The organism is Bacteroides sp. HF-4919, assembly GCF_018860125.1.
Map to the genome: position 1 here is coordinate 71,958 of NZ_JAHKNF010000014.1, position 14,164 is coordinate 86,121.

24 protein-coding genes are annotated in these 14,164 nt (G+C 39.0%); 23 read left to right on the forward strand and 1 reads right to left on the reverse strand.

What is annotated here, in order from left to right; genetic code table 11:
* Positions 1-49: 49 nt before the first annotated feature.
* The 15 genes from KO473_RS20020 (at position 50) to KO473_RS20085 (ending at position 8,963) form a co-directional block, all read left to right on the forward strand.
* Positions 50-223: a hypothetical protein gene (locus KO473_RS20020; RefSeq protein WP_216035143.1), complete on the forward strand. Its 174-nt coding sequence runs from the start codon at positions 50-52 to the stop codon at positions 221-223.
* Between the two features lie 58 nt (positions 224-281).
* On the forward strand, positions 282-686 hold the full coding sequence (locus tag KO473_RS20025) for a DUF5053 domain-containing protein (protein WP_122130607.1): 405 nt from the start codon (positions 282-284) through the stop codon (positions 684-686).
* A gap of 591 nt (positions 687-1,277) precedes the next feature.
* Positions 1,278-1,532 (forward strand): hypothetical protein, encoded by a 255-nt coding sequence (locus KO473_RS20030; RefSeq protein WP_122130634.1) that lies wholly within the window; start codon positions 1,278-1,280, stop codon positions 1,530-1,532.
* Positions 1,520-1,711 carry a hypothetical protein gene (locus KO473_RS20035; protein WP_122130608.1) on the forward strand — a complete coding sequence of 64 codons (192 nt, stop codon included), beginning with the start codon at positions 1,520-1,522 and terminating at the stop codon, positions 1,709-1,711. Before KO473_RS20030 ends, KO473_RS20035 begins: the two co-directional genes overlap by 13 nt.
* Complete coding sequence (locus KO473_RS20040; RefSeq protein ID WP_122130609.1) at positions 1,708-2,184, forward strand: hypothetical protein; 477 nt, start codon at positions 1,708-1,710, stop codon at positions 2,182-2,184. Before KO473_RS20035 ends, KO473_RS20040 begins: the two co-directional genes overlap by 4 nt.
* A 24-nt stretch (positions 2,185-2,208) precedes the next feature.
* A complete protein-coding gene (locus KO473_RS23715) occupies positions 2,209-2,331 on the forward strand; it encodes a hypothetical protein (protein ID WP_256444601.1) in 123 nt (40 codons plus the stop codon).
* 321 nt (positions 2,332-2,652) lie between these two features.
* Positions 2,653-2,997 (forward strand): hypothetical protein, encoded by a 345-nt coding sequence (locus tag KO473_RS20045; RefSeq protein WP_005795440.1) that lies wholly within the window; start codon positions 2,653-2,655, stop codon positions 2,995-2,997.
* On the forward strand, positions 2,994-3,527 hold the full coding sequence (locus KO473_RS20050; RefSeq protein WP_032535123.1) for a hypothetical protein: 534 nt from the start codon (positions 2,994-2,996) through the stop codon (positions 3,525-3,527). Before KO473_RS20045 ends, KO473_RS20050 begins: the two co-directional genes overlap by 4 nt.
* Positions 3,528-3,540: 13 nt before the next feature.
* Entirely contained in the window at positions 3,541-3,753 is a 213-nt protein-coding gene (locus tag KO473_RS20055) for a hypothetical protein (protein ID WP_005795444.1), read from the forward strand.
* On the forward strand, positions 3,753-5,177 hold the full coding sequence (locus KO473_RS20060) for a hypothetical protein (RefSeq protein WP_122130610.1): 1,425 nt from the start codon (positions 3,753-3,755) through the stop codon (positions 5,175-5,177). The genes KO473_RS20055 and KO473_RS20060 overlap by 1 nt, the downstream gene beginning before the upstream one ends.
* Positions 5,174-6,112, forward strand: a complete 939-nt coding sequence (locus KO473_RS20065) for a DUF6712 family protein (protein WP_216035144.1) — start codon at positions 5,174-5,176, stop codon at positions 6,110-6,112. Before KO473_RS20060 ends, KO473_RS20065 begins: the two co-directional genes overlap by 4 nt.
* 4 nt (positions 6,113-6,116) lie before the next feature.
* Complete coding sequence (locus tag KO473_RS20070) at positions 6,117-6,968, forward strand: hypothetical protein (protein WP_122130612.1); 852 nt, start codon at positions 6,117-6,119, stop codon at positions 6,966-6,968.
* Between the two features lie 94 nt (positions 6,969-7,062).
* Positions 7,063-7,398: a hypothetical protein gene (locus KO473_RS20075; protein ID WP_032542659.1), complete on the forward strand. Its 336-nt coding sequence runs from the start codon at positions 7,063-7,065 to the stop codon at positions 7,396-7,398.
* Between the two features lie 80 nt (positions 7,399-7,478).
* Positions 7,479-7,946, forward strand: a complete 468-nt coding sequence (locus KO473_RS20080) for a hypothetical protein (RefSeq protein ID WP_005795452.1) — start codon at positions 7,479-7,481, stop codon at positions 7,944-7,946.
* Between the two features lie 372 nt (positions 7,947-8,318).
* On the forward strand, positions 8,319-8,963 hold the full coding sequence (locus KO473_RS20085) for a hypothetical protein (protein WP_042985890.1): 645 nt from the start codon (positions 8,319-8,321) through the stop codon (positions 8,961-8,963).
* A 372-nt stretch (positions 8,964-9,335) separates the two neighbouring features.
* Here the strand turns inward: KO473_RS20085 and KO473_RS20090 are convergent, their stop codons facing one another.
* Positions 9,336-9,926: a hypothetical protein gene (locus KO473_RS20090; RefSeq protein ID WP_010992953.1), complete on the reverse strand. Its 591-nt coding sequence runs from the start codon at positions 9,924-9,926 to the stop codon at positions 9,336-9,338.
* A gap of 129 nt (positions 9,927-10,055) precedes the next feature.
* Between KO473_RS20090 and KO473_RS20095 the strand changes: the two genes are divergently transcribed.
* From KO473_RS20095 to KO473_RS20125, 8 genes are all read left to right on the forward strand, one after another.
* A complete protein-coding gene (locus tag KO473_RS20095) occupies positions 10,056-10,556 on the forward strand; it encodes a hypothetical protein (RefSeq protein ID WP_122130613.1) in 501 nt (166 codons plus the stop codon).
* A 203-nt stretch (positions 10,557-10,759) separates the two neighbouring features.
* The gene (locus tag KO473_RS20100) at positions 10,760-11,326 is read left to right on the forward strand and encodes a hypothetical protein (RefSeq protein ID WP_065849872.1); all 567 of its coding nucleotides are present in this window, start codon (positions 10,760-10,762) and stop codon (positions 11,324-11,326) included.
* Between the two features lie 263 nt (positions 11,327-11,589).
* On the forward strand, positions 11,590-11,940 hold the full coding sequence (locus KO473_RS20105) for a hypothetical protein (RefSeq protein ID WP_010992950.1): 351 nt from the start codon (positions 11,590-11,592) through the stop codon (positions 11,938-11,940).
* A 333-nt stretch (positions 11,941-12,273) separates the two neighbouring features.
* Positions 12,274-12,519 (forward strand): hypothetical protein, encoded by a 246-nt coding sequence (locus KO473_RS20110; protein WP_122130614.1) that lies wholly within the window; start codon positions 12,274-12,276, stop codon positions 12,517-12,519.
* The gene (locus KO473_RS20115) at positions 12,516-12,764 is read left to right on the forward strand and encodes a hypothetical protein (protein ID WP_122130615.1); all 249 of its coding nucleotides are present in this window, start codon (positions 12,516-12,518) and stop codon (positions 12,762-12,764) included. The genes KO473_RS20110 and KO473_RS20115 overlap by 4 nt, the downstream gene beginning before the upstream one ends.
* A gap of 97 nt (positions 12,765-12,861) precedes the next feature.
* Positions 12,862-12,984 carry a hypothetical protein gene (locus tag KO473_RS23720; protein ID WP_005795468.1) on the forward strand — a complete coding sequence of 41 codons (123 nt, stop codon included), beginning with the start codon at positions 12,862-12,864 and terminating at the stop codon, positions 12,982-12,984.
* 71 nt (positions 12,985-13,055) lie between these two features.
* Positions 13,056-13,541, forward strand: a complete 486-nt coding sequence (locus tag KO473_RS20120; RefSeq protein ID WP_005795469.1) for a hypothetical protein — start codon at positions 13,056-13,058, stop codon at positions 13,539-13,541.
* A 2-nt stretch (positions 13,542-13,543) separates the two neighbouring features.
* On the forward strand, positions 13,544-14,164 hold the full coding sequence (locus tag KO473_RS20125; protein WP_122130616.1) for a hypothetical protein: 621 nt from the start codon (positions 13,544-13,546) through the stop codon (positions 14,162-14,164).

A 14,164-nucleotide genomic window follows, 5' to 3' on the forward strand; every position in this document is an offset into this window, starting at 1 on the left:
TGTAATTCATCAAATGATGATTATCTTTGCAGTGTCAAAAGTGATGGCAATGCCAATAATTGAAGAAGACCTAAATGGTCGGGAAGAGTATCTTGAAGATTTACGATTCCTCCTCCGGCATGAAGACGAATTCTTGGAAGAAGAGTGGTACACGCGGGAGGATCTGGATAAGTTAATCAACGAAGACTGTAAAGGGATAGTTGACGCTTTGACAGATGAATGATTTGGGTAGCCCTTCGGGGCTACTTCAAATCATCATCATAACACTAATATAAAGAGCCATGGAAGAGTTAAAAGAAAGAATTAGAGCATGTTTTGAAGAATTCTGTACTCTCAAGACAGAAGCGGAGCGCCAAGAGCATGATAAGAAGTTCGCTACATTAATGAAATCTGTCCCTGTGGAGCAACGCAAGTTGGCAGGACAATACCTTCGTGAAGTGATGGCAGAAAGAAGGACTCTGAAATCGCAAAAAATAAATAAGAATTTTAAAAAGGAACTCGAAGATATAGAGAATGTTGTTTCTTTATCGTATATTGCCAAAGAATATTTCGGCAAAGATAGGACTTGGTTGTATAAAAAGATAAATGGAACAATTCCATTTACAGAAGATGAGATAAAAATCTTATCTATGGCGTTGAAAAGTATTGGAAACAGATTTTTAGATACTTCAGCTTCATTGACATGAGGCTATCACTTTGACAAGTTAAAAGGCTTCCACGGGTTGGAAGCCTTTTTTATGCATAACCTCTACTTTACACCTGTTGCATGCCTACCTTTTACTATGGCTGATTCTAATTACTCAACTTACAGGGGAAGCAATACTTAATCAATCTCTCTAATTGTCATTGCCGAAAACATGGGGATGTTTTATTGAATAACATCCCCATGTTTCCATACACAACACCCGGATGTTTCACCACAAAACACCCCCATGTTTTAGCCATTAAAGTTTAAAGGCAGATAACTTTAATCCTATTATAGCAAAGAATTTGTACGAATCATTTGGTACAACGAAATATTATCCCCATCTTTGCAGAAGCTAAAACAATGATAATATTTATCCCGGTGAGCTTCGGTTAATTGCTCATTAAGTTTGGTGGGCTTCTTTTATGCTCAGACATTTCACCATTTTGTTGATCTTATCAGAATGGTTTACATGATATAGGCGGTTGCCTTTCCCTAATTCTTAAGCCTTCGGGATTACGAATCATTGTTTTAGCGAACGGGGAAATGGCAGCCGTTTTTAATTGCCTAAAATGCTAAAACAATGATTCGTATGAAAAAGAAATCTACCGGCACCCTTTTCGTGCCTCAGTTCCGCACACCGGAACCAACCACAATCCCCCATCAGTCCAACTCCGCAATTGATGATTTTATCCCATCCGATTGCAAAGTTAAAACCTCCTCTGACGCTTACTATGTCAGTGCCATTGCTTGCCTTTGTGCTACGCTCATCTTTCCTCCCTGCATTCTTGCAGCCATTTATTGTGTTATCAAAGCTAAGAAAGGAGGTATGAAATGGGACGAATAAAGGAAGAAGCCTGGATCGAAAAATGCACTGTACATCATGAAGGAAAAGGCACGCCCAATATCTATTATAACGTTTTTGCCGATGGTGAGCAGCTCTGCGAAATCTCCTATGATAGATTAATCGCTATACGTAATCTTATTAATCAGATTGAAATGGTTAAGGAAGGAGGGCAGAAATGAAAGTACCGGCAGCCTTACTGAAAGCTCATATTGACAATGTAACTCAAAGCTTGGATCATTTCCGTAACATTCTCGTCTACACATGTGATAGTCATATTAAGCATCCTACATCCGGAATTACCCTCAAGCACCGAATTTCTCAACAAGGACGCTTTGGGCTATACGCAGCATATATCGAGAATGGATTAGAACACTCTTTTTATTTGAGTTGTGATTCAACTATGTTTGATCCCGACTACAAAATTCAAGTCATCAATCCGGACGAACCGGCTTATGACCGACACGTTCAGCATCTCCTAACAGTGATCACGAAAATAACCAAAGTAATAAGTGGTATTCATCCCGAAACCACATTTAACAGTTTTGACTTTAATGCAGGGTATCAAGATCAATCCTACGTTTGGCTATTCTCTTGTGGATTTATCACTGAACTCTATGGATACAACTTTGAGTATGCCATAAATCAACTATAATAATTAACCCAAAAGTGAAAAACAATGAATAAAGAAAAAGCATTAGCCCTCGTTGATATACTGTTAGCTGAAGGCGCATCACCAATAGAGAAGCAACGTGCAGCCGCACAACTTCAAGAATTAATAAGACTATTATTACCGGAATAGTATTTCATCGACCTTTTTCAAGGCATAGAATCTTAAACGACCTCTATGCCTTTTCCATTCTCAGCCAATTCCCACGGTAAAAAAGACAAATCACTGATTCACAAAGAAAAGAGTGTTTTAAAGGGGAAAATTTTCCCCTTTACACGTCGATCCTCCACGCACCGCCCTCGGAAAAAGTTTCGCCTCAAACTTTTTTTTCTCTCTTATATGCTGCCCCCTCCTCAAAAATCATCGCACATGCGATACCGCTCCGGCACATTGTGCCGTTTTTCTGTCCTTTACGTAAGCGCTTGTACACAATACATTTGCAATAAAAAAGCGATGAATGAGATTCTAAATTATATCATGGTCTTTCTTTTCGGCGGCGGTTTAGTCGGAACCGCCACAGCATTTGTCACTATCAAATACACCAAGAAACGTGCAGAAGCTGATGCAATGAAAGCGATGCAGGATGTCTACCAGGAAATGATCACCGATCAAAGAAGTTACATCAACTCACTCAAACAGGATAAAGAAGATAGTGAGGCACGCTGGGAAAATAAAGTTGAAACATTATCCAAACGTATTGAGACTATGGATTTGAAAATCAACGAAAACAATCGTTTGATAACAGAGCTAAAAACCATGAAATGTACCGATTTAATTTGCCAAAACCGTAAACAATGAAACATCATGTACACCTTATCATTTATTTTGCTTGCATTTCAGTTGGTATACTGCTGTGTGCTTGTCGTTCTTCTTCTCTACATTCTAATCAATTCAAAGAGAATGGAACTTTTCAGCATAATTACAATGAACTCAATACCGGTACCGGGACCATTGCCTCACAAGTCAAAACCACTAAAGACGAACACGGTTCATCCTGGAAGATCACGTACCATTTTGACACGACACAAACACCCGATCCCACAACCGGCCTACCCCCGCTATCGGGTATCGAGATTGAAGGGAGCGAAAAACAGAGTAAAACCGCGCAGGAAAGTAATGACACTGTACACTCTTCGAACAGCTCTTCAAAGAGAGAGGTATCCGGTCAAACCATACAAAGAGAATCCGGGACAGAGACCAGGAAAGATAGCAAAGTAGCAACCGGTACGGATGATGGCATAAGAAACGGCCTCAGTATCGGGATACCTTTGCTTTTTATCATCATAGCACTATCGTATTATGCCAAGCGACAGAATACATCAAAGTAAAGTCTGGGAACTTATGGAGCAACGGAAAGAGGGTAAACCCATTGAGTTCTCCATTGAATTCTGCAAAAAAAGTACCGGTGAACTCATTACCTACGAGCGTGCGGTACTTAGTTCATTTCATAGTAGCGGAAGCACTGTCAACATACTTCAAATAGGTGAGTATGCTCCCAGGAAAATCCGGAGATGTCTGATTACACGATTTAATAACATCAAAGTTTATTTCTAATGAAGAAGAAACAACCTGAGCCCCAATTATTTCAAAAAGGATATGAAACTTATGCAGTCACCAAAGGCGGAAAAGGAATCATAAAGTTCAGTGATAATAGCGATATCACAACTGACCGGGAGACCTCTACCGTTGAAGTAGTTCCCAAAGGGAAAGCGGCTCCAATTAAGTTTGTTCCCAGAGGGCGGAACAATAACATGATGTATGACATTATGAAGAAGATCGGGGCAAATGTAACTGTCGGCAGCAATGTGGAATTTAAAAATAAGGTAGTATATGGAGATAGTGTTCTCGTATATCGTAAATACCGGGATAAGGAAACCCGAAAAATCATCAAAGAAGAAGTCTTGCCCGAAGAATACCCGGATATATTCGATTTTATAGAAAACAACGACATACCATTTATCCGGATGGAGATAGCGAATGATTTAGTGATCTTCTACGATGCATACGTCGAATATATTTTTAATCAGGACACTCAGCCCAGACTGGTACAAGTAAAGGCAAAGGAAGCAACCTGTTCACGTATTAGCGTAATCGATGAGAGGACCGGCAAGAGTGAATATCATGGTTACTCAGCCAAATGGCATGAAGGTATGCCGGATGATGTAATTGCGACACCACTACTGGACCGCCAGGCACCTTTGCGGGATTTAAAGACACGAATGGGTTTGCTTCCCAATGAAAAGGGAACAAAAGAGATCGTCAAAGACCGCCGCTTCATCCATAACATTCGCATAGCGACTCCCGGACGATTCTATTACAGTAAACCATATTGGTGGAGTGTATTCGTTTCCGGATGGTACGACTTTAGGAATGCCATTCCTATCTTTAAGAAGGCTTTGATCAAGAATCAAATGGCATTGCGCTATATCGTCTACATCAAAGAGGATTTCTGGGGAAAATTATACGCGGATGAAAAGATTACGAACGAAGCAGACCAGGCTGTACGGCGACAGACCTTCCTTCAGGACATGAATGACTTTCTTGCCGGAGAAGAGAATGCAGGTAAAGGCTTCGTGTCCCATTTTCGTTATGACCGAGTAAAAGGATTTGAGGATAAGGATATCATCATAAATACTTTAGATTCCTTCTTCAAGGGTGGCGAATACATTGAAGACAGCGAGGAAGTAAGCAACACCATCTGCTACGGCATGAATGTACATCCCTCCATCATTGGTGCCGCTCCCGGCAAAGGTAAGAGTATTAACGGTACTGAAGCCCGTGAGCTGTTCATCATCGAACAAGCCTTAATGAAAATGTTTCAGGAAGCCACGCTCACTCCCCTTTATTTTGCCAAAGCCGTAAACGGATGGCCGAAAGATATCTACTTTTCCGTCACCAACTGTCAGCTTACCACACTTGACAAAGGGACAGGAGCTACTAAAAATACAGGTTTAACCTCAGAAACAGAAGAAAAATGAATGCTATCATCCCTGACATCGACACACTCAAGAAAGTAGTCAAAATCAATGCTACACTGCCTGACGAAGCCATCAATCCGTATATTGATGATGCTATGGATATCTATCTGACGCCATACATCGGTATTAAAACCGTAGAAAAGGCACTGACCGGAACTGATAAAAGGCTGAATGATAAAATTCTCCGCACCCTGGGGCCTCTCACCCTAATGCTTGCCACTCCGGAACTTGGCATACGTATCGGAGACAGTGGAATTACGGTCGAAAACAAGCAAGGTACCTACTCACCGGCCAATGAAGCAAAAATTGCCGCCGCTAAAGAAAGCTTCTACTTTCGTGGCATGCAGGCCCTTGATCGGCTGCTCACTTTTCTGACCGATCATCCGGAAACTTACCCCGAATACGCCGAGCACTGCAAACAAGTCACGGATTCTTCTCCATGCTTCATACGTGATGCCAGAGAATTTCAAGATACCGGTTTAGTCAATATCGAGTATTCTACCGTATCGTTCCGCATGATGCTACCTACTGTCCGGCAGTTACAAGAACGCAATGTGCGTGAAATGCTCAAAGAAGACCTATACCAACGTCTGCTTGATGCCCATACCGCAGGGAAAGAACTGACACCTAAAGAAAAGGTACTGCTGGGGCACATACTCCGTTACCTCGCTAACAAAACCGCTGAACTCTATACATCACAGACCTCACGTGAACAGCGTACCATCAACGACACACCGGAGTTTACTCCCATTATCCGGCCCATCTACCAGGATCAGGCAGCAACCGGTAATTTCTTCGCCGATCAAGCGACTTACTACGCCGGAAAGATACAAAACTTCATTTCCGAAAATGCTGAGGAGTTAGGAATCACACCAACCGTTACCGCTATAAACTTTAACTCCAAAGAAAAGCGAATATTCACCTCTATATCATAACAATATGCACACCATTCAGATAAATGATGATTGTTACCGAGTTCCGGAAAGCTGGGATGAACTCACCGAAAAGCAACTGAGCTACCTGGTTAATCTTACACAAAGCGATATTCCCATCGAAGAACTGAAGGTACACATGATGCTATATTGTCTCAATGCACATGTTTGCCGGTATCGGGATATCTATCGCCATCAAGTAAAGATCAGCATTGGGACTCCCGGCAATAAAATCCCTTTCCGGACACTCAAGAAGAAATATTTGCTTCTTCCTGAAGAAGTCAATCGGCTGGCCGAACTCTTCGACTTCCTGTTGATATGCGAAAAGGATACCGAAATGAAATACCATGTACACCCGGAACTCACTGTCAATCCCTATCGGGCATTCTTTTGCCGGTTCCGTAAATTCCGTGGTCCGGAAGATGGCCTGCTCGATATTCGCTTCGAACAGTTCATGCACCTGCAACACTATCTTGACGCCATGAATCAGGACCCGGAACAAATTAACCATGCTCTGGCCTGTTTATGGTACACAAGCAAAACATTCAATATCAATCGTCTGGAGAAAGATGCTTCCATTCTCAGCCATCTTCCCCACAGAGTGAAAATGATTATGTACTGGTACATTATAGGGAGCCTGGCCTATCTTGCCAATGGCTTTCCCCGTATCTTTTCCGGAAACGGAAAGAGTAATGGTCGCGTCTTTGATTCGCAAATGCGTCTTTTAGACTCCCTCGCACAGTCAGACATGACCAAAAAGCCCGAAATAAAAAAAGGGTTCCTGATCGATGCCCTGTATACGATGGATGAATCTCTGAGAAAACAACAAGAGCTGAATGAAAATATGCAGAACAAATAAATATTTTCCAATAAAGTTTGTTAGTAGCAAACTTTATTGTATATTTGCATTGTCATAACAAACGCGGGTGACGTCCGCATAAGTTCTTTATATTATGGAACAATTGTTCGAAGCTATCCTCGCGATAGCAAAGCAGAACCCCGATGGGTTCACGGTTGACCTCACAACCTTAAAAAAGGTCACAAAGGGTATTTCAGTCGCCTATCTCGAGACTCAAGACAGTTTCGGAGAAGAAGGACTGAAAAGAGTTCTTAACCATGCTGAGATGCACGAAAAGAAGGTCGGCGGATGGCTGAATGAAGAGAACCAAGAGTTCTATTTTGATTCCGTCCGGATTTTCACCAACCTTGAAGAAGCCAAGCGATTCGGGCGTGAAAATAAACAGATCGCTATTTTCGACATCTCTCATATGAGACTCATCAAATTGTGATCCGGAGGGGCGAAAGCCCCTCCTTTACAACGAATAACATTTTTTTTAATACCGATTATCAAAACGTAAATTGATGCATTATGAAGAATTTAGAAATCCTCCCTCTCTCTGCCGAGAGTAAAAAGCGTATTGAAGAGTTCGCAAGGCAGTATCAGCGATATGCCCATATCGCTATTGAGATTGTGTCCTACTCAGAAGGCCGGCTGATTGTCCGTGCCGAGCAAAAGGACTTAGTTAATGATAAGTTCCTTTCAAAGAAAGAACTGACAGAACGTGTCCGGGACATGTTCAAAGATGAAATTCCGGAAGACTGGAAACTTACTGTTTCCGCCGTAAACTTCGACCGTAAAGACATTGATGGCATCACTCTCGACTGGATCAAGAAACGGATGGAACGGCTTGGATTAAAGAATAAACATTTGAGCAACTACACCGGAATTGACAAATGTACCGTTTCTTCTATTCTTTCCGGAGACAAGGAGTTGACCAAATGGCACAAAGTGGCTCTATACTACTTTTTCAAATATTATGAAGTAGCTAATTTTTAGAAGGTGCATTTAATGATATAAAAAATAAGTTATCGGAAACCATATTAAACATCAAATGACATTAACACAACCGAGAGAGGGAAGCCGATACTCCCTCTCTTTTTTTATTTCCAATACCGATTATCAAAACGTAAATTGATGCATTATGAAGAATTTAGAAATGCTCCCTCTCTCTGCCGATATCAATCAAAATAGTTTTGCAATCATTTTCTTATCATAGAACATCAATACCAACAAATAGGTATTTTCCTATCTATCAAGTTAATTCCCTCTTAATAAACAACATAGTTATAGTCTAATTTCATATTTTTGCTACACAAAAGAATGAGTGATTTAATTACCCTAATTGTAAAACTCTAAATTAGACTTATTATGAAAAAGAAATGTTTATGGAGCATTATGCTTCTATTTTGTGCTATTTTATATTCTTGTAACCAAGAAGAAATAGTAGAAAATGAACTCCCTGATTTCCCACAGCCTACTAAATCGAGAGTCGAACTCAGAACTGGCCAAATTGAAGTTGGTAATATCACACTAAGTGCTGACAGTATTATCACCCTATGTGATGATGAAAGTAATAGTATTGTTAAAAGTGCCACGAGGTCCTCTGATATATATGTAGGGAACAAAAACGGTATAGAACTATCTCTTAAAATACAGATAGGCTCAAGACTTGCACCTGAAAAAACTGATGCTCAAAAAAGACAGCGTTTAGCCAAGATGCTTGCACAGGCTTCTCAATATAGAGTCATACGTGGTGTTGTAACAGATGATGATGGTTTTGTACAATACGTACCATTAAACGCAACTATGACCATTCCTTGTACTATTACAGATAAAGACTTTAATATAAATGGTCCATTAAGGAAAACTATAGATATACTATTCCGTACTTTCAGAGTACCAGCAAACAAAGATTGTATAGAAGTGAGAATAAATGGTAGATTAATCCGCGATTTACGGGAGTTTACTATAATTTGCACCCAAATAGCCTCAGGAAAATACATTTACGACTAAGATGCAATAATAAAAACAGTCATTATGCTAAAGAAAGTTTAACTTATACTGTAATTTCAAAAGCAGACTGAAAAAAACTGTCTATACTACTTTTTCAAGTATTATGAAGTAGCCGGCTTTTAATAAACAAGTAGGGGTATCAGCATTGATACCCCTACTCTCTTACATATTATTTAAAATATTTTTTCCGTTTAGCCCATATGTCGTAGATGAACGGCAAAGCTACACACAATAACAAAAAGAAATCATCGTATTTCTGCACAATGCCTAATTTGAACAACCCCCTGATTACAAAGTAGACGATTGGTATTAAGCATATTTTGAGAATTAATATTTTTCTATCTTTCGTCATATCAAATTCCTTCTTAGACCTTAACTAACGTCCCATCTGTTGCTATCGTTCAAGCATATAACGGCAGCAGCTCCAGCGACATAACCAAACGCATACTTACGGAACATACTTGCAAGACCTGATCCCATTGCTACGTCTTCATTAAGAGTCAGGCGTTTCACACATGAAAACCATGATATATGCCTATATGTAACTCTGGTTTGTGGAGCGTTTAACGTATACGTTGTGTAGCGTTCGCTGTCTTCTTGCCCAACAACCACCGTCTCAGACTCGTTATTTTTCGAAGTAGCGGTAATTTCATTACCTTTCACAGTTACCGTCACATCAACGGTTCCGTCTTTGTCGATATCTATTCCATACGTATTGTCAGAATAGACCAGAAAATTAAAGTCATAGGATTTTCCAGATATAAAATCCTCAAAACTTACATTCTGTACCTCATTACAATTATAAGTACTGCGTGTATTTGCTGCATTTGTGACATTCATCTTTGTGATGTACGCTTGAGAATCAGGTAAACTCATACTTTCTTCATTCTCATTATTGCAAGATGATAACATAAAACAGGATAAGATTCCCCAAAGCGAAACGAGTAATAAATTCTTTTTCATAATCTAAAAGGTTTAATTAAAAAATAAAATAAAAAATCACTGTTTCGCAAAACTATTGCTTTCCCATAAAAAAAGAACATATTTCATTATTTTTTTTAAGATTCACATTAAAAATACCATAAACATGGTATGTATTCCATAGATTTCTCTTTCATATTTCAGATTATTTTGTACTTTAGCCCCTGCCAAAATAAACCAAAAGCTGTCAATTCCTTATGTCGTGCATCCGTAAAACCGGATGGCCGGGTGGTTCCGGTTGGCACACGACATAAGGAATTGATTATTTATAATATGACCATATCGCAAAAAGAGATAACTCAATCTTTACTATCCTACTTAAAATCAAAAAAATCTGTTAGTACTTTCACCGATGATTATTACTATCACCTCCAAAGTCTGGGGTATTCAGAGATCGAAATAGAACAAATAATCCCTATCCTAAATCAAGCAGGTTATATCTGTTATTTAGGAAATGATCAATATTGGATACAAATGACAGATAAAGGAGAGAAATTTTATACTACTAAAGGCCATTTAAAAAGATACACTACAAAAGAAAAATTAGAGATAGCAGGAGCCATTGCCGGCATTATAGGTACTTTAATCGCATTAGTATCAATCCTATGCTAATCAGTAATATAGAAATAATTAACAGCCACCACCTTATCTCAAGTGATTTTAAACGTCGTTGTATATCTTTTATTTCCTGTTCCTGATTCATATTCTTTCATTTTCATGCTAATATACAAAATTATTATTTTCTTTTGCCGCCTTTAAATTATTTTGTAATTTAGCAGAAACTAAATTAATTATAAATATGAATCTCTTTTCATATGATAGATAATAATATTTTCTCTTGTGGTCCTTTACCATCAAATGATGGATATACATGGACAATTGTTTCTCGTTTAGGCGATATGCTTAACGAAGCTGAAGCCCTATTTGGTGAACGAGATAAAAGATATACAATACTTGGTATTGAGTTAGCTAATATAAAACAACCACAAATATGGTATCCAAACGATTGTAATCATGTCATAATACAGGTCACCGAAGATTGCAGCAACAATATGGAAAGGGCAATATTTCAGGTAGCTCATGAAGCGATACATTGCTTATGTCCCAATCCAAAGAAAAAGACTACTATTTTAGAAGAAGGACTGGCTACCTATTTTTCTATGTATTATACACGTAAACGTAAAATTTATTACAATATTGATAATCTTCAGTATCAAAAGCCTTATGAATTTTGTTCTAAATTACTAAACTATGATTCTGAGTTGATTAAAAAAGCAAGAATAATAGAACCTGACATTTCTTTTATCAACAAAGAGATATTACTAAATATATGTCCTAAGATAGACCATACTTTATTAGATGAACTAACTAAAAAATTTTAACGTAACTAATAAATTTATACGTTCTTTACACTCATAATAGGTATCTTTAAATAGTCCATATCTTAAGGCTTGTTGGTATATATCCTGTTCAAGTGAAATCTATCATTATAAACTTACTGCAAAACGCTATTGAAATACTAAGAACAAACAATGAAATAGAATTTATTTCTATTTCATAATACCCAGTTGCTTATATGCAAAAAAAGCTTATCTTTGTTATCGTAACAAATTAAAATCATTTTAATACTTTAAATTATTTAATTATGGGCTTAGATATAGCAATTGCTTCAGCTGTAGTTGAGATTATTACACTGATTTTTTTCTTCGTTTTATGTCGAAATGTTTCCAGAATCAAAAAAGAGATTGTTACCAATGACAATTTACCTGGTATGTTTGCCATGTATATATCCTTGGGAGAAACGGACAAGGCAAAAAAAATATTGTATAAGGCGATTAGTAAAGAACCTGAATTTATCGCAGCATTCTGCTACAATGGGAATAATTCAGCACAGCAATCTACATTGAAAAGAAAATATAAACCATACTTGGAAACCCTTGGACTTGAGTTAGATTTTGAATTGGTAAATAAGTTCATCCAAGAAAGAGAAAAGTGAATAAATGCCGGACTGATAAGATAATATTTATATCATATTTTTGCACTTTCAAATATTATTCCCATCTTTGCAAAAGCTAAAAACCTATCGTGAGGTATCACGAACGAAGAGCAACGGATAATGCTCATAAATAGATGGGCTTTTTTTATGCCCATATTCATCATTTTATTGGTATCAGTAAAATGTCGTTTAAATATTGGCGGCTGCCTTTCCCATTACTTTAGTCTCTTCGGAGTGAACTACGGTAGGTTTTTAGCGAAACGGGAAAGTGCAGCCGTTTTTGCACTTCCGTTGGTTGGGCGGTTCTCAACTAAAATGCTAAAAACCTATCGTATGAAACAAAAAGATTCTGGCACCCTTTTCGTGCCTCAATTCCGCACACCGGAACCCACCACAATCCCCCATCAGTCCAATTCCGCAATTGATGATTTTATCCCATCCGATTGCAAAGTTAAAACCTCCTCTGACACTTACTATGTCAGTGCCATTGCTTGCCTTTGTGCTACGTTCATCTTTCCTCCATGTATTCTTGCAGCCATTTATTGTGTTATCAAAGCTAAGAAAGGAGGTAAACAATGATCACTACTCAAATTAACGGTATCACCCTGACGGAGAACGCTATCGAAGTCATCCACCGTATTCAAGACTGCGAACATGATTGGATGAAACGTTCTTTAGAAGAGGCTATCGATATCCTCCTTGTAATTGATTCCTGTAATATAACGGACAAAGAGAGACTTAATTTGATTATGGGACTTCGTACCATTAGGAAATACATTGATGCCATTGCCGATACCAATAACAAGAAAGGAAATCAGCTATGACCCGTAATACTCGCCGTGCCAAACTCGCAGAAATACGAGCCGTTTGGCTTTTAGTTAGTGTTCGTTATACATTTAATCATTTTAAAATCAAATCACAATGAATAAAGAAAAAGCATTAGCCCTCATTGATATACTATTATCCGAAAGTACATCACCAATAGAGAAGCAACGTGCAGCCGCACAACTTCGTGAATTGATTCACATCCTGTTATCTCAGTAGCTTTCTACCTGTCCTTTATAGCCCGCTCTCTGCGGGCTATTTTTGTCTCCATAACCTAACCCCTGACTTTTATGGAGATATACAACCACTTTGAATATGGCAAAACACTTGCCATCCGCTTAAAGCCTATTGCCCACACACCCGAAAAGCCCAGATTCTTCACCGCTTTCGGACTTGAGGACTTATATAATTTTAATGAGAAACTATCATCCGTATCCGGCATGATCCTGATTGCAGTTGATGGCTGTGAGTCTGAATCAAAACGAAACGAAGCGGATGCGCTTAATAACAATGATATGTTCTCTTTCATTGTTGTACAGAACACTGTTTCTGATCGTCCGGAAACAGTCAACCAGGCAGCAAAAGAATGCAAAGCTGTCGCAAAACAAATTCGGAACTGTATCCTGCAAGACCCCGACATTTCAGAATTCATTGACGATACCATTCAATTTAATGGTATTGGTCCGATTGGTGATAATTTCTATGGTGTAGTACTGACATTCTCTTTGGCTCAACCTGAAACCTATTTCATTGATCAAACATACTGGGAGGATTAACGATGGGATATTATAAAAGATTAAGTACCTATCGTGCTGAAGTCAAACGCTATAACGCCTCCCGCCGAAAAGCCACACAGTTGACTAATGCCCCGGCATCCGGACTGATCCGCCTTGAAACCGTCTCAGAAACCGAACGCTTTTCAATGGCTCAGGATGCTGATAGACTGACTGCATATAACAAGGCCGTCGAAAAGTGGCAAGATAGTGTGTTCCGACAATTACGAGCCGGAATAGCCGGCCGCAGTATGCGAATAGCCCGCGAACTTGAGCCACGGGCCTACACCGACAAATACGGTATTATCAACCGTCTTGGTTTCTCCTTCCCTCGACATGGAATCTACATTCACAAGGGTGCCGGTGAAGGTCAGGGAGGTTTCATCGGTTCTAAATGGAATTACCTCAAAAAAATTAATGGGGTCGAGATCGATACCGGTATTGTCCGTCATACAAATCTCAAATCACTCGGACGACAGAATGAAGGCAACCGCCGGGCCTACGAATGGTTTGATCCTGTAATTCGTAACCGGATCAATGAATTAGCCGATATCGTCACCGGTTATTTCGACACCATGCTGATTGATGCTACCCGAATATACATAGATAAACGAAACAGTCTCTAA